Here is a 22,047-nt window from a genome sequence, read left to right as displayed (position 1 = left end):
GATAAAGGTGGTACCGCGGTCTTTCGCCCTTTTTAGGCGAAAGACTTTTTTATATTAAGATGTGAAGCACGCCCGTTTTGAAGCGTAGAAATTTAGGGAAATTGGGTTCTGGCGCAAGCCAGGTTCCAATTTCATCTAATTTCATAGCTTCAGGCGTGCTGAACTCAGTTAATAAAAAGGAAATAGAAAATGAAAATCAAAGATACACTACATCTCGGCCAGACTGCATTCCCTATGCGTGCAGGCCTTCCAGCGAAAGAACCTGTTATGCAAGCAGACTGGGACGAGAAGCATCTCTATGAGCTGCGCCAAGGCTTAAACGAAGGAAAACCCGCATATACACTGCACGACGGCCCTCCCTATGCCAACGGGAATATTCATGTGGGACACAGTCTGAATAAGATTTCTAAGGACATCATTGTGCGCTACAAGTCAATGGCTGGCTTCAGTGCGCCTTATGTGCCGGGCTGGGACACGCACGGTCTGCCGATTGAGCAGCAGCTGGCTAAAAAGGGTGTGAAGCGCAAGGAAATGCCGCGCGGCGAGTATCTGGAGCTCTGCCGTCAATATGCGATGGAGCAGGTTGATTTACAGCGTAAAGATTTCAAGTCGCTGGGCGTATTAGGCGATTTTGAGCATCCTTATATTACGCTGCAGCTGGAGTTTGAGGCGGCGGAAATCCGCGTCTTTGGCGCAATGGCGGAGAAAGGTTATATCTACCGCGGGGCGAAGCCGATTTACTGGTCGCCGTCTTCGGAGAGTTCGCTGGCTGAGGCGGAAATCGAGTATGCGGATGTGGAATCGCCCTCGCTCTTTATTGCTTTCAAGGCAAAAGACACTCAGGGTAAGCTGCCTGAGGACACGGAGTTTGTGATTTGGACGACGACGGCCTGGACGCTGCCGTCAAACCGCGGAATTTTTGTGCACCCTGACTATGATTATGCGCTGGTGGCTGTCAATGGCCGCAAGTTCCTGGTGGCTAAGGATTTGGTGGAGACGACTGCTCAAAAGCTGGGCTGGGAGAATTTTGAGATTCTGCAGACCATCAAAGGTTCTGAGCTTGAAAATATGACGGCGATGCACCCATTCTACGATAGGGAGTCTCTGGTGATGCTGGGCGATTATGTGACGCTGGAGTCTGGGACGGGCCTGGTGCACAGTTCACCAAGTCATGGCGAGGATGATTATTTCTACTCACGTAAGTACAAGCTGCCGGTGGTTGAAGATATCAACGATCAGGGTTATTTCACAGAGGAAGCTCCTGGGTTTGCTGGACAATTTTACGCCAAAGTACAGGACGAGGTCTTGGAGATGCTGCGAAACAACGGCGCTTTGCTCTATTTTGAGACTTTTGTCCATAGTTATCCGCATGACTGGCGCACGAAGAAGCCTGTGATTTACCGGGCGCTGCCGCAATGGTTTGCGTCGATTGATAAGTTCCGCCAGCAGATTTTGGATGAGGTTGAGCGTGTGAATTGGGTGATTCCGTGGGGCAAGACGCGTCTGTACAATATGGTGCGCGACCGCGGCGACTGGGTCATCAGCCGTCAGCGTGCCTGGGGTGTGCCGCTGCCGATTTTCTACGGCGAAGACGGCACGCCGATTATTACGCATGAGACGATTGAATATGTGGCGGACCTCTTTGCTGTGCACGGCTCGGGCTACTGGTTTACACATGAGGCCAAAGAGCTGCTGCCTGAAGGCTTTACGCATCCGTCATCGCCAAACGGTGAATTTACCAAGGAAAATGACATCATGGACGTCTGGTTTGACTCTGGTTCAAGCTGGAATGCGGTGCTCAACAGCCGTCCGGAGCTGTCTTATCCGGCTGATCTCTATCTTGAGGGCTCAGACCAGTACCGCGGCTGGTTTAACAGCTCAATCACGACGTCTGTGGCGGTAAACGGCATTGCGCCATATAAGACGGTGCTGTCGCAGGGCTTTGTGCTGGACGGACAGGGACGCAAGATGTCCAAGTCGCTGGGCAACACGATTCTGCCGGCTGAGGTGACGAAAAAGCTAGGTGCGGATATTCTGCGGCTCTGGGTGGCTTCGGTTGACTATGAGGGCGATGTGCGCGTGTCGATGGGCATTCTGAATCAGGTGGCTGAGCAGTACAAGAAGATTCGCAATACCATGCGCTTCCTGATTGCCAATACTTTTGATTTTGCGCCTGAGGCTGATACGGTGCCGTTTGCTGAGCTGGGCGGTGCGGACAAGTATACGCTGGTTAAGTTCAGCGAGCTGGTCGGCAAGATTCGCGCGGCTTATGACAAATACAGTTTCATGACAGTTTACAAGGAAGTGACCAATTTCCTGACAGATTTGTCCGGCTTCTACCTGGACTTTGCCAAGGACGTGGTTTATATTGAACCGGCTAAGTCTCTGGCCCGCCGCAGCATGCAGACGGTCTTCTACAAAATCCTGGTCGATTTGACGAAGCTCCTGCTGCCGATTCTGCCGCACACAGCCGAGGAAATCTGGACTTATCTGGACAGCGAAGAAGAGGCCTTTGTCTATTTGGCAGAGATGCCCGAGCCTGAAAACTATGGTGAACTGGGCGATTTGATGGACAACTGGTCGGCTTTCCGCGACTTCCGCGATAAGGTGCTGAAGGCTTTGGAAAATGCGCGAGAAGAGAAGCTCATCGGCCGCTCTCAGGAAGCCTCCGTGACTGTTTATCCTGATGAGCCCACACGCGTCCTGATGGAGGCCATTGAAGAAGATGCGGCACTGCTCTTGATTGTGTCCGAGTTTAAGGTGGCTGGGACTGAGGAGCTGACAGCGCCAGAAAACGCCATGCGCTTTGACGGGCTGGATATCGTTGTCGAGAAAGCATCCGGCGAGGTCTGCCAGCGCTGCCGTCGAATAGATTTGACAGTTGGCCGGTCAGCAGAATTTCCGAGCTTATGTGCGCATTGTGTGGAAATTGTCCAAAAAGAGTTTCCTGAGTTGAAAGAATTCGAGTCTTAATTTTTTGGACATTTCGGGCCGTTTGTAGTTATTAATTTTTTCCAAAAATGCTATACTTATAGTTATGAAAAAAATCATTGGTTTAACTGGAGGGATAGCGACTGGTAAATCGGCGGTAACGTCGATTTTGCGTGAATTGGACTTTGTGGTTATTGACGCGGATGCTGTGGTGCATGAGCTGCAGAGGCCCGGCGGCACGCTTTATCAGGCGCTTTTCAAGAAATTCGGCTCAGATTTTTTTGAGACGGATGGACAATTGAACCGGAAAAAATTAGCGGACCTTGTATTTAACGATAATTCGGCTTATAAGCAGCTGTCGGACTTACAGGGTAGGTTGATTCGCCAGGAACTGGAAACACGTCGTGCGGCCGAAATTACGCGCTCTGAGCAGACATTTTTCATGGACATACCACTTTTATTTGAGGGGCACTATGAATCATTGTTTGATGAGATTTGGCTGGTTACTGTCCCTGAAGATGTGCAAATTGAGCGTCTGATGAGCCGTTCAGGGCTAAGCAGGGAGGAAGCGGCTGCGCGTATTGCGCGTCAGATGCCTATGGCCGAAAAGCTGCGGCTGGCGGATGTGATACTGGATAATTCTGCAACGCTGTCTGACCTGAGACTGCAGATTCTTGAGCAATTGAAACGATTGTGAAACTGGTCACAACCGTTTTTGCTTGAGTGTTGTGTGGCAGGCAGTTCTGCCTATTAGGCATATTTAACAAGAAAAAAGAAAAGAAAAGAAAAGGAAGTGAATTTTACGAAAGGTAAAAGAAAAGAAGTTTCACGGCAACAAGAAGGGCCAGTCTCACAAAAGGTGGACTGGAAGCGGAATTTAGTCATTACTTGGTTCGGATGTTTCTTAACAGGTGCATCTTTCTCGCTGGTCATGCCGTTTTTGCCATTATATATTGAAATGCTGGGGGTCAAATCTACGACTCAGGCAACTTTTTATTCCGGTCTGGCTTTTGCTTTGACGACGCTGGCTTCGGCCTTGATTGCACCTGTTTGGGGACGCATGGCTGACTTGCATGGCCGCAAGCTCATGATGGTGCGGGCTTCGGCCATTATGACCCTGACAATCGGCGGACTCGGTTTTGTGCCGAATGTCTGGATTCTATTGTTGCTTCGGCTTTTGAACGGTTTATTCTCGGGTTACATTCCAAATGCGACGGCGATGATTGCCAGTCAGGTGCCTCGCAGCAAGTCCGGCTATGCGCTTGGTACGCTGGCGACGGGTTCTATCGCCGGTTCTCTGATTGGGCCGCTCATTGGCGGCGGTTTGGCCCAGATGGTGGGCATGCGCGAGGTTTTCTATATCACGGGGCTGCTTTTGCTGATTGTGACGCTGTTGACGGTTTTCTTTGTGCATGAGGACTTTGAGCCGGTCAAAAAGGGAAATCTGATTTCTACCAGGGAAATTCTGGCGAAGATTCCGAATCGTCAGATTCTCTATGGTCTTTTTGTGACCAGCATGATTCTGCAAATTGCTACACAGTCGATCGAGCCTTTTGTGACGCTGTATGTGCGTTATTTGAGTCCGAATCTGCCGAATCTGGTCTTCTTTTCCGGTGTCATCGTTTCTTGCGTCGGATTCTCTTCGCTGATGTCTTCGACTGCTTTGGGCAAGCTTGGCGATAGAATCGGCAATCATCGTCTGATTTTAATCGGTTTAGTCTGGACTTTTATCGTCTATCTTCCCATGTCAATGATTCACAGTGCGCTGATGCTGGGAATTCTGCGTTTCTTGCTTGGTTTCGGCACAGGTGCGCTCATGCCGTCAGTTAATTCGCTGTTGTCCAAAATCACGCCGCGTGAAGGTATCAGCCGTATCTTTGCCTATAATCAGACCTTCTCAAATCTAGGTATGGTTGTGGGTTCGCTGGTCGGCTCAACTGTGGCCGGGGCTTTCTCTTTCCGTGCGGCAATTGTGGTGACGACCGGCTTTATCGTGGTCAATCTGATTTGGTCATTTGTCAATTTTCGGAAGTTCCTCGGCAAGCGCAGTTTGACTGAATAAAACGTTGAATTCGGCGTTAAACGATTTTCGCTGATTCGGAGAAAATTCAAATTTATGATATAATAGTCCTTAGCTTTTAAGGACTTTTTATATATGCAGCAACCCGAAAAAATAAGTAAATCCAATTTTTTAGACTACTCCATCCTCGTGCCATATCTGATTTTGGCTATTTTTGGTTTGGTGGTAGTTTTTTCGGTAACTGTCCCAGAGCAATTGACCAGCGGCGGCAGTATTTATAAGCAGACGATTTCACAGGCGGCTTTTTTGTTGTTGTCTCTGGTGATGATGCTGCTGATTTACCGCATTAATATCCGGACTTTCCAGTTGAATGTGCTGCTGGGTGTTTTTGTTATTGTTGAGGGAATCTTGCTTTTGACTGCGCGTTTTGTTTTTCCGACGATTAATGGGGCGCACGGCTGGATTCCATTGCCTGGCGGACTTGGGACGATTCAGCCGGCGGAATTTCTGAAGGTCTTTCTGATTTGGTATCTGGCGCTGATTTTTACGCATCGGCAGGAGAAAATTGCCCAGAATGATTTTAAGGAGCTTTTTCCGAAGAAGGGGCTGATTTCCAATCTGTTTACGGGCTGGCGCCGCTGGATTGTTCTGTTGATTGCTGCGGTTATCATCATGCCGGATTTCGGAAATGCCATTATTTGTATTGCGATTGCGCTGATTATGCTTGCAACCAGCGGGATTTCTTATAGGTGGGCTTCAGGTTTTGCGCGAATTCTACTGGCGGCTTTTGTGGCTTTTTATATCCTTGTGCGCGTGACGGGCGGAAATATCGTTCCGAAGTTTTTGGCCAGTTTGACTTATCAGAATAATCGTTTCAAGGCTTGGATTGACCCTTTTATGGGTATCAATGACTATGGTAAGCAGCTGGCGAATTCTTACTATGCGATTTCAAACGGCGGCTGGACGGGGCTTGGTCTGGGTAATTCAATTGAAAAAAAGGGCTATTTGCCTTATGCTTCGACGGACTTCGTTTTCCCGATTGTGGTTGAGGAACTGGGTGTTATCGGCGGATTTATCGTGCTCGGGGTCCTGTTCTTCCTGATTCTGCGCATTCTGCTGGTGGGAATCCGAGCAAGGCATCCGTTTAATGCACTGATTTGTATTGGGACTAGCTCGATGCTGCTGGTTCAGACTTTTGTCAATGTGGGGGGCGCCATCGGCTTGATTCCTGAGACGGGCGTTACCTTTCCATTCTTGAGTCAGGGCGGCTCTTCGCTATTTGTTTTGTCCATCGCCATTGCATTGGCGTTGAATGCCTCGGCTCACGAGAAATTGCTGGAGCTCAAAGCCGAGGAAAATTATTTGCTCAAGCAGCGTGAGAACAATCGTAAATGGAGATAAATTGAATTGAAAAAAGCCTAGTGACGGGCTTTTTATGTAAATATTAAATCTTAAAGTATTGTTTTTTCAGAATGCTCGGGTAAACATTTTTCATCGTTTCAAGCTCTTTCTTCTTGGCTTCCATTTCATCGGTGATGACAACGGAAAAGTCTTCGAAGATACGGCGTGAGTCGCGGAAAATGTAACCGCCGTTTTTTAAATCGTCTGCATCCTCAAAAACCGCCAGATGATTGGACAGATTTTTGAAAAACTGGTCCATGAAATAGACAGGTATGTAGAGATTGTGCAAAGAAGTATAGTTCTTTAAAAAGTGGTAGTCCGCAAAAGCTATCTTGACATCCTCGCGCGGGTCGACCAGATTTCGGTCGGCTTCTGACACAGGCCGGTTGAGAATCTCTATGATTTTGATGTTCAGATTGCGGCGGACTTCAATCTCAAGATGAAGTTTTTCAGCAGCGAGTCCTTTTTTGTAACGATTTTCATCAAAACGGAAATAAAGAAAGAAAGCCAGAACAAAAAGAATACAGGCTAAAACAAATCCGCTCAAAAATGCAAGTAGTACAGAAGTATCCATATCGTCCATTATACAGGGAAGCGCTGTAAATTTCAAGGAATATTTACCAGAAACAGAATTTTCAGTAATTTTGTTTCAATAATTTTGCTCAATTCATAATCTTTGACCTTTCTTGACCAATGAGTTATAATAGATTATCACAAATTTGAAAGATGGCCGAACCTTCGGGCGAATGCCATTCCAAAGGAGAGAATAAATATGACATTAATCCCTACAGTTATTGAACAATCAAGCCGCGGCGAACGCGCCTATGACATTTACAGCCGGCTTCTGAAAGACCGCATCATCATGCTTCAAGGCCAGGTAGAAGACGGCATGGCCAATGCGATTATCGCCCAGCTCCTGTTTTTGGATGCGCAGGACAATACAAAAGATATTTATCTATACATCAATACACCTGGCGGCTCTGTTTCTGCGGGACTTGCCATCGTTGACACGATGAACTTCATCAAGTCTGACGTCCAGACAATCGTCATGGGAATGGCTGCTTCAATGGGCACCATCATTGCCTCAAGCGGTCAGAAAGGCAAACGTTTCATGCTGCCGAACGCCGAGTACCTGATTCACCAGCCAATGGGCGGTGCGGGCCAAGGAACGCAGCAGACGGATATTCAGATTATTGCTGACTCGATTAAGAAGACGCGTGACCGCCTGGAGAAGATTTTAGCGGATAATTCGGGCAAGCCGATTGAGCAGGTTCATGCGGACTGTGAGCGCGACCACTGGATGGATGCGAAGGAGACGCTGGATTATGGCTTTATCGATGAAATCTTAGAGAGAAACGATTTAAAATAATTAAAGAATTGAAATGGGGAAGCGATGCTTTCCCATTTGCATACTGAATTTTACTGGGTTAGGGTTACCTACTCACAGTTGTCACAAATTGAGAGTGAAAGGTCTAGCCGAGCGCTTGCGCGAATGCTATTTCAAGGAGGAGAAATGTTTGATACGAATTCTGTTAAAAAACTCAATGACTTAGAAATGCTGGCCTTTGACTACATCAACTGCGAGCCGGAAAAAGTCCAGAACATGACTATTCGTGAGTTTGCAGATACCATTCATACCTCCACCACGGTTATTGTGCGTCTTGCTTCTAAGCTTGGCTTCAAAGGCTGGGCTGATTTGAAATATTACCTTAAATCCAAAGAGGCTGAATTCAGCAAAGTTGATGAAAGTTATAAATCCAGAGTTTCGTTAGATTTATTCTGGAAACAGCTGGCTGAACCTGCAAGTCAGAAGAAGGTCAATCAAGCCGCGACTGCGATTGCGAACTCTAAATACACAGTTTTTCTTGGACTTGGTACTTCCGATGCCCTTTGTCAATATGGTGCGCGCTATTTCAGTAATTTGGGAATTTCTGCTTTCGCGTTCAGCGATATGTTCCGGCCTGTCGGCGTAAATGAGTTTGCAGATACTGTGGCCATTGTTCTATCTGTATCTGGAGAAACTTTGGAAGTTGTCCAGGAAACGATGGCTGTTAAACGCTCGGGAGCTTTTCTTATCACTATTTCCAATAACGAAAAATCTCCCCTTTCAAAGATGGCCGACATTGATTTGTCCTACAATGTTCTCAATGAATATGCAACGCCAAAAGGTGACGTGAAATTAACTACACAGATTCCAGCGCTTGCTTTGCTGGAGCTGCTGGCTTATCGAACGCACCAGATTTCCAATAACTCAATTATTTTATAAAGTCTGTTTTTCGCTATCACTACAGTCAAAATCGAATGTTAATTCGGTTTTTTCTTTTCCCTTAATTCAATCGCGGGGATTATTTAGATAAAATATTTGTTATTTTTTATGGAACAAATTTTTTTAGTTAAAAATTATCTTGTAAAAAAGAAGGGAAAGCGCTATTATAAATTTGTAATTCAAATAGTTAAAAACAGAAAGGAAAAATTATGGCAGATAAAATCATTGCACTTGCTTGCGCTGGCGGAATGTCAACTTCACTTTTGGCCAAGAGAATGATGGATGCTGCGAAGCTGCAAGGAAAGGATTACGAAATTTCCGCTAATGCGACATCTGTGGCGCAGAGGCTGCTGAATGTAACGCCAAAGCCGGATGTTCTCCTGCTTGGTCCTCAGGTTGCTTATCTGAAAGCCGAGCTGAAAAAGACAGCTGATGAAGCTGGTGTGCCGCTTGATGTCATCAACATGCATGATTACGGCATGATGAGAGGCGATAAAGTTCTCGCTCAGGCTGAAAAGCTGATGGGCAATTAGAAAGTTCCTGCAGATTTACTCTCGTTATGCAGGAAGAAAGTCATTATTAATAAAAAATATAAATTTTAAATTTAGGAGAAAAAAATGGAAGCAGAGAAAAAACAAGGTTTCATCATGACACATGTTATGCCGCCGATGATGAAATTCTTGAATACAAAGGCTGTTACGGCTATTAAGAATGGGATGATTTATCCCATTCCATTTATCATTATCGGGTCTATTTTCCTGATTCTGGGGCAGTTTCCATATCAGCCTATTCAGGATTACTTGAATAAAATCAAGCTTGGTCCGCTGTTCTTACAAATCAACAATGCCTCGTTTGGTATCATGGCGCTGCTGGCTGTGTTCGGCGTTGCTTATGCATGGGTCAAAGCTGAGGGCTATGAGGCTGCACCTGCTGGCCTGACGGCAGTTATTTGCCACATTTTGCTTCAGCCGGATACGTTGAAATCTGTTACAAGCATCGCTGACCCTTCCAAGACTTCAACTGCTTATCAGGTGACAGGTATTATTGACCGTCAGTGGATGGGCGGCAAAGGCATGATTCTCTCAATCATTGTAGGGCTTTTGGTAGGCTGGATTTATACGATTTTAATGCGCCGCAATATTACAATTAAGATGCCGGAGCAGGTGCCAGAGAATGTCTCAGCTTCATTTACTGCTTTGATTCCTGCAGGCATTGTAATTACACTTGCAGGTATAGTTCACGGAATCTTCACGATAGGCCTCAACACGACATTTATTGAGTGGGTTTATAAAATGATACAGACGCCGCTGCAGCATGTTGTGGACGGTCCTGCCGGAGTGTTCGTTATAGCCTTTTTACCAGTATTCATCTGGTGGTTCGGTGTACATGGTGCGACAATCGTTGGCGGTATTATGGGACCGTTGCTTCTTGCAAATAATGCAGATAATCTTGCATTGTATAAAGCACATACGCTTGATTTAGCACATGGTGCCCATATTGTTACGCAAGCTTTCATGGACCAGTATTTGACAGTCACTGGTTCAGGTATAACTATCGGTTTTGTTATCTTCATGATTTGGCGGGCGAAATCAGTTCAGATGCAGACAATCGGTAAGATGGAAATTGGTCCTGCAATTTTCAATATCAACGAACCTATCCTCTTTGGCATGCCAATTGTTTTGAATCCGATTCTGGCCATTCCATTCATTTTGCAGCCGGTTCTTTCAGGATTTCTGACTTATTTGGTCATTTGGCTGCAGATTATTCCGCCATTTAACGGGCAATATGTTCCATGGACAACACCGCCAATTATCTCAGGCTTAATCGTAGGCGGCTGGCAAGGTATGATTTGGCAAATTCTGATGCTGTTAATGTCAGTTGTGATTTACTGGCCATTTGCGGCACGTTATGATAAGATTCTGCTTGCACAGGAATCTGAACTTGAAACTGAACTTCATTCTGAAAAGTTTGATATCTAATTTTCTGACGAGTATAAGGAAACTTGTACTCGTCTTTTTCATGTAATAGTTCGTTCATTTATAACACGGAATCCGGAAAATTTGCTATAATTGGGAGTGTTGCATATTAACGAAGAATTATTTGAAATTGATGATTGCATCGATAACATCGTGTCCGAGTTGTTAAGGTCTGAGGAAGTTGCCCATTATCGCGCGGTGCGTGATGAGTTCTTGGCGGATGATGTTTTGCAGGGCAAGGTTGGTTTGCTGCAGGAGAATCTTGAGTTCACGTCTATTCGCCCGGAGTTAAGGGATTTACAGCGTGAAATCAATCTGAATGACAAGGTTTATCAGCTGAAGCTGGCGGAAAATGATTTACAGGAACTATTGTCAAGTCTGGCGAAGACGCTTTGTTATTCGATTTCTAAACATATTCTGATTGACGAAAATTTACCACTGAGAGGAGGCGGTCATCATCAACGACGAAAAATTGAATAAGCTGTTTGATGCTGAAGAATCAGTGCCTGCAGATTTTGAGATAAAGGGCCGCAGGCCGATTTACGTTTTTCTGCGCTCAATGAAAAACGCCAAAAATTTGAATAAGTACGGTGAGGTTATCTACACGAGCAGTAAGGGCAATTACGCCTGCCTCTATGTTGATGAAGAAAAATTCGAGAAGCTGCTGCCGACTTTGAAGCGCTTGTCTTTTGTAAAGTATGTCAAGCGCGGAAGAATTTCTGAATTGGCCGAAGATTTCGGGGCTGCTTTTGCAGAGACAAATCGTGAAGTTGAGGCTGAGTTGAAAGCTCGGCAAGCCCGAAGCGTCCGTTAATCGGCGCTTTTTTTTATATAAAAATCCCAAGTAAAATTCTTGACTTATGAAGTGAGAAGAGTTACAATAACTTATCATTTTTTCTAACACGCACTAGAAAGTAGGCCTTATGATAACCATTCAGGAGCTGCAGGTGAATTTCGGAAATTTTCGGGCGCTTGACATTCACCAGAGCATCACGATTAACCAGGGAGACCGTATCGGCATCATCGGCTCGAATGGCGCTGGAAAATCAACGCTGGTCAAGAGTATTCTGGGGCTGACGCATTATCAGGGAAAAATCGAGAGTGACATCAGTCATCAGCAAATGGCCGTGCATATGCAGGAGAATCACTATGTGAAGACTGTTTCCGTCAAGAATATTATTCAGGCTATTTTAAACACTTCGATAAAAACGGATAAAAAACTTCAGGAATTGATTCAATTCTTTGAGTTTGAAAACTGCCTGAACAAAAGATTTCAGCATCTTTCAGGCGGCCAGAAGCAGCGCTTGACAATCATTTTAATCTTGATGCAGGATGCGCCGCTGACCTTTTTTGATGAAGTCACCAGCGGGCTTGATTTTGAGACGCGCACCAAATTGATGAAAAAAATTGCTGCCTGGTATGAGGGCAAAGATGCCTCTATCTGCCTTGTTTCGCATTACTATGACGAACTAGAAGCGCTCACAGACAAGCTTCTCATATTAGAGCAGGGACAGCTGGTCGATTTCGGAGAAACACAAGTCCTTTTTGAAAAGTACTGTGGACGGGTCGTTTTGACCATTGAAGACAATCAGGCAAATCAGGCGCTGACCGCAAAATGGAAGCGGCTGACAGCGCCAGACGGCGTGATTGCGCTGACCTGCAAGGATAATGAAGAAGAGCTGCAGCTCGTTCGTCTGCTTTCAGAAAACAATATTAATTACCGCCGAAGTAATTTTGACATTGAAATTCTCTTTACTAATGCCATCGCCCAATTTAACGAAAACAAAGAAAACGGGGTGCCAACACATGAATAGACGTTTATTTGTATACGAATGGCACAATGTTGTCGGAAATGTGCTGACAATCCTCTTCGGGCTTTGCTTCCCAGTGTTCATGTCGCTTTTATTTACGCGCGTCTTTAGTCAGGGGCTGCCGCATATGGTAGTTTTGGAAATCAACACCTCGATTTTCCTGACCATGATGATGATTGCGCCATTATCCACGATGTTCATCGGCTATGCGGCCACTTATTCACAAGAGGTCGAAAACGACATTCCCACAAGATTAGAACTTTTCGGCCTGCACGGCCGCTCCGTACTGCTGGCGAAACTCTTTGCCAACGGCGTCTTCCTGGTTGCGACAGCTGTCATCTATATCGCCATCGGCATGACAGCCATTGATATGTATAAACCGGCAATCAGCGGTATTTTCTTCAGTTTACTGGCCATCATCCTCGTAGGCGGGATTCTGCTCATCTTTGCCCACGGCATTGTCATGATTTGCCGCCGCTTCTCTACAACCTACGCCGTCACCATGACCCTCTACTTTGCCATCATGGTCCTCTGCGGCATGATGGGCGTCCAAGTCTCGCAGTTCCCGGACTGGATTCAGCACATCGCCAAACTCCTGCCCATGACCTATATGGGGATGTCTAGCACGAGCGGCTTCATCCATGTCTGGCGGGGGCAAAATTTCCAGGCAGGAAGTTTCCTCCTGTCACTTGTTTTCCTCCTCGCTGCAGCCCTTCTTGTGCTTGGGGTGAGCCGCTGGAAGAATCGGCGCCGATAGAAAAAACAGACTCTGCTTTGAATTCAAAACAGAGTTTGTCTAAAAAACAGCTTAGGCAGTGAAAAATCACTGCCTATTTTTATAGCGCAAAGTGTCCAGAAAACGGACGACCTTTGAACGGGCGTAGCGATATTCAATACCGTTTTTCTCAAGGAAGTTGTTGAAATCCTCTTTTCCCTGCTCAGCCTCCTCGACTTCAAGTTCCAGCTCGTAATCAGATGTTCCAAGATACTCATTATTGTCCAGCGCAGCGAGGCCTATCGGCATCTGGTATTCTCGCCGCGTGGTCTTAAGCCAGCCGATGCAGGTAATTTGAGCAAAGTCGATGTCGTAACTGTCAATAATTCGGCTGATTTCTGAAATGTCAACCGGGCAGTCGGTAAGTGACCTGGCTTCTACTAGGCTTTTAGCTGTCTCAAGAGGCAGGTCGATATTATGCTCAATATTTCCGACTTTCTGGGGCACTTTGAGTGTAAGCTCGGCAGCGTCGCTGAAGCAGCGGATGCGCAGAGCCAGGCGGTTTTCGCGCAGCTTCAGATTTTCCGTGTCAAAGTAAAAGTTAGTTTGGACAATCGGCTTAATATGACTAAAAAGTCTGGATAGGCGCTCAAATTCGGGCATAGAAAGCAGAGATTTAAATTCAATTTCAAGATGTATAGGCATTTTGTCTTCTTTGTGTTAAAATATAAACTGATTGTAGCTTAATTTGTCAGATTTAGCAAGTCGGGCCGGGAAAAGCTGAAAAGGAGCGTATTGGCGTGAATAAAAAAGCATGGGAAGAATTTTTGGACCCCTATGTGCAGACTGTGGGCGAGCTGAAAATCAAGCTTCGTGGTGTGCGCAAGCAATATCAGAAAAAGAATCTTTATTCGCCGATTGAATTTGTGACGGGGCGGGTGAAGCGTCTGGATTCAATCAAGGAAAAGGCGCGGCGCCGCGGTTATAAGCCTTCGCAGATTATTGAGATGGAAGATATTGCGGGCGTGCGCATCATGGTGCAGTTCGTGGAAAATATTTATGATGTGCTTGATATTCTGCGGCAGAGAACGGATTTTGAAATCATTGAAGAGCGTGATTATATTAATAATCAGAAGTCGTCAGGTTATCGCAGCTACCATGTGATTGTTAAATACCCGATTGACTTGATTGACGGGCATCGCGAGGTTCTGGCCGAGATACAGATTCGTACACTGGCCATGAATTTTTGGGCGACCATTGAGCATTCGCTCAATTACAAATATCAGGGACGGATTCCGCTGGAAATTCGCGAGCGCCTGAATGTGACAGCAGAAATCGCTTATGCGCTGGACAGGGAAATGTCAAGCATCCGCGAGGAAATTCAGGAAGCGCAGCTTTTGTTTGAAGGCGAGCTGCAGCAGCCGGAAGAGGACGGAAAATGGTAAAGAAAATCTGGATTTACGACAACGAAACGGCCAAGTCTCAAAGGGTGGCGGCTCAGCTTCTGGACAAGCTCACAAAATCCGGCGAGCTGCATTCTGAGGCCAGCGAAATATCACCTGGTCTGACTTCAACCAAATTGGTCATTGAAGAAGACTTTCAGCTGGATAAGGAAAATCCGGAAATTGTGATTTCTGTCGGTGGCGACGGCACGATGCTGTCAGCTTTCCATGCCTATGAAGACAGGGCTGACGAAATTCGCTTTGTTGGTGTGCACACCGGTCATCTCGGCTTTTACACTGATTTTCTGGCAGACCAGCTGGACGAACTGGTCAAAGCTCTGAAAGATGAAAATCCGGCAGACGCAGTGAAGTACCCGCTTTTGCGTGTTTCAGTCAAATACGACGGCAACCAGGAAACAGTCTATCACGCGCTGAATGAATCCACGCTGCGCCGCGGCTCTCAGACCATGGTGGCCGACATCAAGATTTCTGACTTCCCCTTTGAGCGTTTCCGCGGTGACGGCATTGTTGTCTCAACACCGACCGGCTCGACGGCCTATAATAAGTCCATCGGCGGTGCGGTCATGCATCCTCAGGTTGAGGCCATGCAGCTGGCGGAAATCGCCAGTCTGAATAATCGGGTTTTCCGTACGCTCGGTGCGTCAATGATTGTGGCGAAGAAAGATAAAATCTGCCTGACGCCTGAGCGTTCGAACGCGAATGATTTTCAGCTGACCGTTGATAGAGAGACCATTGCCATCAAAGACCTGAAATCGGTCAGTTACAAGCTTGACGGCCGCACGATTTCCTTTGCCAATTGTGCTCACACGCCTTTCTGGGCGCGCGTGAGGAACAGTTTTATCGGGGAGAATTAAGATGTGAAGCACGCCCGCTAAGAAGCGTAGAAAATTAGGAAATCGTGGTTCTGCCCGCAGGGCAGGTTCCGATTTATCTATTTTCCTAGCTTCTGGCGTGCTGAACTCAGTTGAAAATTAGAAATGAGTCTTATTTGAAATTCAGTTATACTGCGGATGTGGACGCTCAGAAGGTCAAGAATTTTCTGAAACGTCAGGGTGTGTCTAAAAAGCTCCTCGCCAAGGTCAAATTTGCCGGCGGGGAGATTTTGGTCAACTCCAGGGAGGAAAATGCGATTTTTCGTCTGACGGCCGGTGATACTGTCACGATTCATACGCCTCCCGAGCCTGCCAATCCGGAGCTGATTCCGGAGGACTTTCTGCTGGATATTGTTTATGAAGACGAAGATTACCTGATAATCAATAAACCGGCGGGTTATCCGTCAATTACCGGCGTGAAAAAGCCGACGGGCTCAATGTGCAATTTTGCGGCGGCTTATCTGCAGCGGCAGAATTATGAGAATCAGTGTGTTCATTTGGTCACACGCTTAGATACTGATACCAGCGGTCTGATGATTTTTGCCAAGCACAGTTTTGCCCATGCAGTGCTGAGTGCGCGGCCGAAAGACTTTGTCAAGCGTTATTATGCGCTGGTCAAATACGATGATAAACTGCCGGCGCATGGCGAGATTGACGTGCCGATTGGCCGTGCCGAGGGTTCAATAATTGAGCGCCGGGTCAGATTTGACGGCCTGCTGGAGGCAAAGGCGGCGCGCACAAGCTTTGATGTGCTCTCTGTCCACAATGGGATTGCCCTGCTGGATTTGACCCTGCATACCGGACGAACGCACCAGATTCGTGTGCATATGGCTTATCTGGGCTATCCGCTCTTGGGCGATGATTTGTACGGCGGCGACTGCTCGCTGATTCAGCGCCAGGCCTTGCATTGTCATTATGTGGAATTCATGAATGTCTTCACGAAGCAGATGCTGCGGGTGGAGTCAGAACTTCCTCCGGACTTGAAAAACTTAATAAAATAGAAAATGTGCACATTTCCATATGATGTGCACATTTTTTTGTGAATCAGTTATTTGGCAGTGAAATCCCAGTCCTTGAGAACCTTAACAGCCGTGATAGAATAAGCTGTTTTAGGCTTGGACTGCTCGCCGGAATCATTGGCTGTCACCTCACCGCTGGCAATCTTGTCCACGACATCCATGCCGGAGACGACCTGTCCAAAGACAGTGTAGGAACCGTCAAGATTAGGGTAGCCGCCTGACTTATAGGCTTCCTTGATTTGAGCAGGATAGAGGAAATTCGCAGGAAGCTGGCTGGATGCGTCCTGTGTATTCTGCACAATGAAGAACTGCGAAGCGCTGGAATCTGGCGAGCCTGTATTTGCCAGTGCCAACGCACCGCGGATATTATAGAGCTGATTGGAAGTCTCAGTCGCAAATGACTTATTGTCGTTGACGACGGACTTGCTGCCGGTTCCAGTATTTGTCGGGTCACCGGTTTGAATCATAAAGTCTTTGATGACGCGGAAGAATTCGTTGTTATTGTAGTACTGGTCTTTGGCTAGGCTCAGGAAGTTTTCAACCGCCAGAGGCGCGAGCTTTGGAAAGAGCTTAACCGTAATATTGCCGGCCGAAGTATCGATTTCAACCTCGGCTTCGTCCTCGGCAACGTCGGCCGAGAGCTGAGGAAAGGTCAGGGCATCAAGCGCTGTCTGTTCGGTGACCTTGCCGTCAATCGAGGTAGGGTCTGCACTTGCAGCGCTCGTAGATGAAGAAGCACTGCTGGAAGAGTTTGAAGCTTTCTTATTTGCCTTACTGTCGTTCTGGCTGACAAAAACGCCGATAAGTACCGCAATGACAAGTATTAAGAAGCTAATGACCAAAATTTGAATGTTTTTCTTGTTTTTCATTTTTCCAGTATACCAAATTTTTATCTTTTTTTCTTGCATTTTACGAAAAGTTTGTGTATAATAAATCAAATAATTAAGAAGTGAAACACGCCCGCTATGAAGCGTAGGAATTCATCTAATTCCCCTAGCTTCAGGCGTGTTGAACTCAATTAATAATTAATAATTAAGAAGGGAGAATCACAATGACGTTTCAACTTCATCATCATCTGCATAAATAGAAGTTGTATCTGCCAAAAGGCATAGGTACAACTTTCGCGTTGTATTTATGCCGGTGATTCTCAAAACAGGATTAAGACCGGTTCAAATGAATCGGTCTTTTGTATTTGATTCAGTTATACAATGCTAATGCACAAGAACATAGTTATGGCCGAGCGCTCGCTAAGCAGACTGTTGCGGCTTCAGCCGCATACAGGTCCACCTGTGAGGGCAGGCGCTATCCAAAGGAGAACATATGAATTACATTGAAAGCATATTGCCGCAGCTGCTGAGCGGTTTCTGGACAACTTTACAAGTTTTCGCACTCACAATTATCATTTCAATTCCGCTGGGAATTCTGGTCGGCTTTCTGCTGAGACTGCCGGTAATTAAATGGATAATGTACGTTTACGTCTGGCTGATGCGCGGAACCCCCCTGCTCCTGCAGATTATCATCTTCTATTACGGACCGGCGCTGCTGGGAATGCCCGCTCTGTCGCGTCTAGCTTCCTGTCTTCTGGCATTTGTCCTGAATTATGCCGCCTACTTCGCAGAGATTTTCCGCGGCGGCATAGAAGCAGTACCGACAGGGCAGGTAGAAGCGGCCAAAGTCCTGCGCTTGTCCAGCTGGCAGACCGCGCGCTTTGTGACACTGCCGCAAGTCATCCGAATCGTCATGCCAAGCGTCATGAACGAAGTCATCAACCTAGTCAAAGACTCCTCCCTCGTCTACATCGTCGGCCTCTTCGACATCATGCAGGCAGCCAACGTCGCCATGCAGCGGGACACAACCATCACGCCCTTCCTGCTCGCAGGTGTTTTCTATCTGATTTTCATAGCAGTTTTGACAATATGCTCGCGCGCTCTCGAGATGAAGTTGAAGATTGAAAAGCGCTAAACAGAAAGAAACGAGGAAATAAAAATGTTAGATGTCAGAAATTTAAACAAAAGATTCAAAGAACGCGTCATATTTGACGATTTCAAAATGACCCTGGCAGATGGTGAAATCCTGGCGATTGCAGGACCGTCCGGCGGCGGAAAAACCACATTACTGCGCATGCTGGCAGGGCTCGAGTCCATTGACTCAGGGACAGTCACATTTGACGGGAAAGAATTGCCGCTGGATAAAGATGGAAATTTAATAGACAGTCCGCTGGGATTTGTCTTTCAAGACTTTCAGCTTTTTCCGCACATGACAGTACTGCAGAACCTGACGCTGAGTCCGGTGCAAACACAGGGTCTGACCAAAGCCGAAGCGGAGAAAAAGGCGCAGCAGCTCTTAGAAAATCTCGGATTGAGCGGGCACGCCGAGGCCTATCCCTTCTCGCTGTCAGGCGGGCAGAAGCAGCGGGTGGCGCTGGCGCGCGCCATGATGATGGACCCGAAAATCGTCGGCTACGACGAGCCGACAAGCGCACTGGACCCTGAGCTGAGGGACCAGGTGGCAGAACTTATTCTCGAAAATAAGAAATCCGGTATCACGCAGATTGTGGTAACGCACGATTTGGACTTCGCGGAGAAAATCGCCGATAATATACTGAAAGTGAATCCGCGCTCATGAAAAAGAAAATTTTAGGTTTATTTATTTTAGTGCTCAGTCTCTTCAGCCTTGGCGCCTGCAGCAATCTTTCTGAGCAGAATACGCTAGATGTCGCAAAGAAGCAAGGCTACATCACGATTGGTTTTGACGACACCTTTGTGCCGATGGGTTTTAAGGACAAGGCCGGGGAGTTCACGGGCTTTGATGTGGCGCTGGCTAACGCCGTTTTCAAGCACAGCCATATCGTGGTGCGCTGGCAGCCGATTACCTGGGCGATGAAAGAGACGGAGCTCAAGGCCGGGCATATCGACCTGATTTGGAACGGCTATACCGTCACGCCTGAGCGCGAGAAGCTCGTCAGCTTTTCCAAGGCCTACATGGCAAATGAGCAGGTGCTGGTGGTGAAGAAGTCGTCCGGGATTACCTCGACCGCGGCTATGGCGGGCAAATCGCTTGGCCTGCAGACGGGCTCCAGCGAGTACGACAGCTTTAATAATCAGCCGGAGATTCTGAAGGACATCGTTAAGGGCAATAAAACCGCGCTGTACTCGACTTTTGACCTGGGCTTCATTGATTTGAAAGCGGACAGGATTCAAGGGCTGCTGGTAGACGGTGTCTATGCGGATTATTACTTGAAGAAGACAGGCCTAGATAAGGATTACGCGGCACTCAGCACAGAATTTCCGAATCAGGACTTTGCGATTGGGGCGCGCAAGAATGACACTGCGCTGATTGCTCAGATTAATGAGACTTTGGCTGGGATGCATGAGTCCGGTGAGTTTCAGAAAATTTCTGAAAAGTGGTTTGGGAAGGATGTCTGGCCGAGGTGACGGTGAACCTGGGAGAATTGCTGCTTCGTGCTTATATGAAGTAAAAGTTCAATCACATTTTTTGCGGTTGAACTTTTTTGTACATATCAAGACGACTTGTACAACCAATATTAAAAAAACATAAAAATGTCGCTTTTTCTTTGCATTATTTTGCATTATTGCATTATGTAGTACAATATATTTAAATTAAACTGATTAACATTGAAAGGAAAAAGAAAATGACAAAGTATTATCTCAAGAATGTAGGTAATTACGGCACCACCGGCGCCTACAACATTAACGCAGACGATAAAGGCTGGAAAGTCGTTTATCTGGACGACCTCTTCACAGATTTAAAAGACAGCGACGGAGAAAATCAGGAAATCTATCTTTCCAAATTCATGGCGCCTTACAAAAAAGTTGTTGAGGACAAGTATCCTAAGGCTCATGTTGAGATAGCCGACAAATTTGACGAAAATACGGAGCTCCACGATTGGTTTCCTGGAACTCAGCCTTTTCGGGATGTCGTAGAAAAGACAGAAAAGTAAAAGAAATTCTGCCTGTAAAAACTAAAAAAGTGCAGTTTTCAGTTGAAAATTGCACTTTTTTTGATGAAACGAATCTATTTTCACCGCAAAGTCGGAAACAGCAGTACATCGCGAATACTAGTAGTGCCGGTAAACAGCATTACCAGACGGTCAATCCCGATGCCAAGCCCGCCAGTCGGCGGCATACCGTGCTCCAAAGCCTCGACATAATCATAATCCACGCCGGTTGCTTCATCGTCTCCCAGGTCTTTCGCCGCAGCCTGCGCTTCAAAACGAGCCAGCTGGTCAATCGGGTCATTCAGCTCTGTGAAGGCATTTGCAAATTCTTTACCGTTGATGAAAAGCTCGAAACGGTCGGTGAAGCGCGGGTCGTCCTCGTTCATCTTGGCCAGCGGCGAAATCTCAACTGGATGTCCATAAACAAATGTCGGCTGAATCAGCGTCTCCTCCACGTATTTCTCAAAGAATTCGTTGATGATATGTCCCACAGTAAAGTGCTTCTCAACCCGGATGTCATGGGCCTCAGCAAGCTTCACCGCCTCGTCAAAAGTCATTTCCTGCCGGAAATCTACGCCAGAGGTCTCCTTAATCAGGTCAACCATGTGCTTGCGGGCAAATTTCCCGCCGACATTGATTTCTTTACCGTCATATTCCACGGTCTCAGAGCCCAGCACCGTTTTCGCGACATGCTGGAAAATCCCTTCCGTCAAATCCATGACATCATTAAAATCAGCATAAGCCTCGTAACTCTCAAGCATGGTAAACTCAGGGTTGTGCGTCGTATCCACGCCCTCATTACGGAAAACACGGCCGATTTCGTAGACTTTTTCCATGCCGCCGACAATCAGGCGCTTCAGGTGGAGTTCCAGGGCAATGCGCAGCACCATGTCTTTATCCAACGCGTTGAAGTGCGTATTGAAAGGACGGGCTGCCGCGCCGCCGGCTTCGCTGTGAAGAACTGGCGTTTCGACCTCCAGGAAGCCTTTACTGTCCATGAATCGGCGAATCTCAGAGATGATTTGTGAGCGCATCTGGAAACGTTTGAAGCTCTCAGGATTTGAAATCAAATCCAGGTAACGCTTGCGGTAGCGGGTCTCAGTATCTGTCAGACCATGCCACTTTTCAGGCAGCGGCCGCAAAGCTTTCGACAGGAAAGTGAGCTTTTCAGCCTTGATGGTCACTTCGCCAGTGTCAGTCTTCATAATCTGTCCTTCAACGCCAAGAAAATCTCCCAGGTCAGCAATCTTGAAAATCTGATAATTCTCCTCGCCGACCTCATCTTTTCGGACATAAATCTGAATCTGTCCTTCGCGGTCCTGCAAATGCGCAAAGCCGACCTTGCCTTTGCCGCGCTTGGTCATCAGACGGCCAGCGACAATACCTGTCAAATTAAGTTCTTCAAGCTCTTCTTTGGTCTTGTCGTCATAAGCTGCGTGCAGTTCAGCTGACAAATGCGTACGGTTAAAACGATGACCGAAGGGGTCAACACCCATTTCGCGCAGTTTTCCCAGTTTCTCGCGGCGGACGATTTCCTGGTCATTTAATTCTTGTGTATGTTCTGACAATTTATTTTCTCCAAAGTATTAATATAACTTATCTATTCTATCATATT

Annotated in this window: 23 protein-coding genes; 19 read left to right on the top strand and 4 right to left on the bottom strand. The window is 46.8% G+C overall.

Features of this window, described 5'->3' with window-relative positions; translation table 11 throughout:
• Positions 1–189 precede the first annotated feature (189 nt).
• The 4 genes from ileS (at position 190) to ACYQ2E_RS04120 (ending at position 6,352) form a co-directional block, all read left to right on the top strand.
• On the top strand, positions 190–2,973 hold the full coding sequence (gene ileS / locus ACYQ2E_RS04135) for an isoleucine--tRNA ligase (RefSeq protein WP_460016802.1): 2,784 nt from the start codon (positions 190–192) through the stop codon (positions 2,971–2,973).
• A gap of 64 nt (positions 2,974–3,037) precedes the next feature.
• Entirely contained in the window at positions 3,038–3,628 is a 591-nt protein-coding gene (gene coaE, locus ACYQ2E_RS04130; RefSeq protein WP_460016801.1) for a dephospho-CoA kinase, read from the top strand.
• 162 nt (positions 3,629–3,790) lie between these two features.
• Positions 3,791–4,993 carry a multidrug efflux MFS transporter gene (locus ACYQ2E_RS04125; protein ID WP_460016885.1) on the top strand — a complete coding sequence of 401 codons (1,203 nt, stop codon included), beginning with the start codon at positions 3,791–3,793 and terminating at the stop codon, positions 4,991–4,993.
• Between the two features lie 93 nt (positions 4,994–5,086).
• Positions 5,087–6,352: an FtsW/RodA/SpoVE family cell cycle protein gene (locus ACYQ2E_RS04120; protein ID WP_460016800.1), complete on the top strand. Its 1,266-nt coding sequence runs from the start codon at positions 5,087–5,089 to the stop codon at positions 6,350–6,352.
• 43 nt (positions 6,353–6,395) lie between these two features.
• Here the strand turns inward: ACYQ2E_RS04120 and ACYQ2E_RS04115 are convergent, their stop codons facing one another.
• Positions 6,396–6,926, bottom strand: coding sequence for a hypothetical protein (locus ACYQ2E_RS04115; protein WP_460016799.1), 531 nt, complete (start codon positions 6,924–6,926; stop codon positions 6,396–6,398).
• 198 nt (positions 6,927–7,124) lie between these two features.
• Between ACYQ2E_RS04115 and ACYQ2E_RS04110 the strand changes: the two genes are divergently transcribed.
• The 8 genes from ACYQ2E_RS04110 to ACYQ2E_RS04075 all read left to right on the top strand — a co-directional run bounded on the left by ACYQ2E_RS04110 (position 7,125) and on the right by ACYQ2E_RS04075 (position 13,162).
• Entirely contained in the window at positions 7,125–7,721 is a 597-nt protein-coding gene (locus tag ACYQ2E_RS04110) for an ATP-dependent Clp protease proteolytic subunit (RefSeq protein WP_460016798.1), read from the top strand.
• A 144-nt stretch (positions 7,722–7,865) separates the two neighbouring features.
• Complete coding sequence (locus ACYQ2E_RS04105) at positions 7,866–8,618, top strand: MurR/RpiR family transcriptional regulator (protein WP_460016797.1); 753 nt, start codon at positions 7,866–7,868, stop codon at positions 8,616–8,618.
• 209 nt (positions 8,619–8,827) lie between these two features.
• The gene (locus ACYQ2E_RS04100; RefSeq protein WP_460016796.1) at positions 8,828–9,151 is read left to right on the top strand and encodes a PTS sugar transporter subunit IIB; all 324 of its coding nucleotides are present in this window, start codon (positions 8,828–8,830) and stop codon (positions 9,149–9,151) included.
• An 84-nt stretch (positions 9,152–9,235) separates the two neighbouring features.
• Positions 9,236–10,597, top strand: a complete 1,362-nt coding sequence (locus ACYQ2E_RS04095; RefSeq protein ID WP_460016795.1) for a PTS sugar transporter subunit IIC — start codon at positions 9,236–9,238, stop codon at positions 10,595–10,597.
• A 96-nt stretch (positions 10,598–10,693) separates the two neighbouring features.
• Positions 10,694–11,074 carry a YlbF/YmcA family competence regulator gene (locus tag ACYQ2E_RS04090; protein WP_460016794.1) on the top strand — a complete coding sequence of 127 codons (381 nt, stop codon included), beginning with the start codon at positions 10,694–10,696 and terminating at the stop codon, positions 11,072–11,074.
• Positions 11,067–11,408 (top strand): DUF2129 domain-containing protein, encoded by a 342-nt coding sequence (locus ACYQ2E_RS04085; protein WP_460016793.1) that lies wholly within the window; start codon positions 11,067–11,069, stop codon positions 11,406–11,408. Before ACYQ2E_RS04090 ends, ACYQ2E_RS04085 begins: the two co-directional genes overlap by 8 nt.
• Before the next feature lie 109 nt (positions 11,409–11,517).
• Positions 11,518–12,408, top strand: a complete 891-nt coding sequence (locus tag ACYQ2E_RS04080) for an ATP-binding cassette domain-containing protein (RefSeq protein ID WP_460016792.1) — start codon at positions 11,518–11,520, stop codon at positions 12,406–12,408.
• On the top strand, positions 12,401–13,162 hold the full coding sequence (locus ACYQ2E_RS04075; RefSeq protein WP_460016791.1) for an ABC transporter permease: 762 nt from the start codon (positions 12,401–12,403) through the stop codon (positions 13,160–13,162). Before ACYQ2E_RS04080 ends, ACYQ2E_RS04075 begins: the two co-directional genes overlap by 8 nt.
• A gap of 66 nt (positions 13,163–13,228) precedes the next feature.
• Here ACYQ2E_RS04075 and ACYQ2E_RS04070 read toward each other — a convergent pair whose 3' ends face one another.
• Positions 13,229–13,825: a CYTH domain-containing protein gene (locus ACYQ2E_RS04070; protein WP_460016790.1), complete on the bottom strand. Its 597-nt coding sequence runs from the start codon at positions 13,823–13,825 to the stop codon at positions 13,229–13,231.
• Positions 13,826–13,920: 95 nt separating this feature from the next.
• Between ACYQ2E_RS04070 and ACYQ2E_RS04065 the strand changes: the two genes are divergently transcribed.
• The 3 genes from ACYQ2E_RS04065 (at position 13,921) to ACYQ2E_RS04055 (ending at position 16,456) form a co-directional block, all read left to right on the top strand.
• Entirely contained in the window at positions 13,921–14,565 is a 645-nt protein-coding gene (locus ACYQ2E_RS04065; RefSeq protein ID WP_460016789.1) for a GTP pyrophosphokinase, read from the top strand.
• Positions 14,559–15,437 carry an NAD kinase gene (locus ACYQ2E_RS04060; protein ID WP_460016788.1) on the top strand — a complete coding sequence of 293 codons (879 nt, stop codon included), beginning with the start codon at positions 14,559–14,561 and terminating at the stop codon, positions 15,435–15,437. The genes ACYQ2E_RS04065 and ACYQ2E_RS04060 overlap by 7 nt, the downstream gene beginning before the upstream one ends.
• 134 nt (positions 15,438–15,571) lie before the next feature.
• Entirely contained in the window at positions 15,572–16,456 is an 885-nt protein-coding gene (locus tag ACYQ2E_RS04055; RefSeq protein WP_460016787.1) for an RluA family pseudouridine synthase, read from the top strand.
• A 47-nt stretch (positions 16,457–16,503) separates the two neighbouring features.
• Here ACYQ2E_RS04055 and ACYQ2E_RS04050 read toward each other — a convergent pair whose 3' ends face one another.
• Positions 16,504–17,343, bottom strand: a complete 840-nt coding sequence (locus tag ACYQ2E_RS04050) for a peptidylprolyl isomerase (protein WP_460016786.1) — start codon at positions 17,341–17,343, stop codon at positions 16,504–16,506.
• A gap of 451 nt (positions 17,344–17,794) precedes the next feature.
• Between ACYQ2E_RS04050 and ACYQ2E_RS04045 the strand changes: the two genes are divergently transcribed.
• The 4 genes from ACYQ2E_RS04045 (at position 17,795) to ACYQ2E_RS04030 (ending at position 20,435) form a co-directional block, all read left to right on the top strand.
• Complete coding sequence (locus ACYQ2E_RS04045; RefSeq protein WP_460016785.1) at positions 17,795–18,436, top strand: amino acid ABC transporter permease; 642 nt, start codon at positions 17,795–17,797, stop codon at positions 18,434–18,436.
• 24 nt (positions 18,437–18,460) lie between these two features.
• The gene (locus tag ACYQ2E_RS04040) at positions 18,461–19,099 is read left to right on the top strand and encodes an amino acid ABC transporter ATP-binding protein (RefSeq protein WP_460016784.1); all 639 of its coding nucleotides are present in this window, start codon (positions 18,461–18,463) and stop codon (positions 19,097–19,099) included.
• Positions 19,096–19,908, top strand: a complete 813-nt coding sequence (locus ACYQ2E_RS04035; protein WP_460016783.1) for an amino acid ABC transporter substrate-binding protein — start codon at positions 19,096–19,098, stop codon at positions 19,906–19,908. Before ACYQ2E_RS04040 ends, ACYQ2E_RS04035 begins: the two co-directional genes overlap by 4 nt.
• A 218-nt stretch (positions 19,909–20,126) precedes the next feature.
• Entirely contained in the window at positions 20,127–20,435 is a 309-nt protein-coding gene (locus tag ACYQ2E_RS04030; protein WP_460016782.1) for a hypothetical protein, read from the top strand.
• A gap of 80 nt (positions 20,436–20,515) precedes the next feature.
• Here ACYQ2E_RS04030 and lysS read toward each other — a convergent pair whose 3' ends face one another.
• Positions 20,516–22,000 carry a lysine--tRNA ligase gene (gene lysS / locus ACYQ2E_RS04025; protein WP_460016781.1) on the bottom strand — a complete coding sequence of 495 codons (1,485 nt, stop codon included), beginning with the start codon at positions 21,998–22,000 and terminating at the stop codon, positions 20,516–20,518.
• Positions 22,001–22,047: the final 47 nt, after the last annotated feature.

Source organism: Lactovum odontotermitis, from assembly GCF_054658595.1.
The sequence above is the reverse complement of the archived record's forward strand: the minus strand, read 5'-3'. Positions and strand labels throughout refer to the sequence as shown.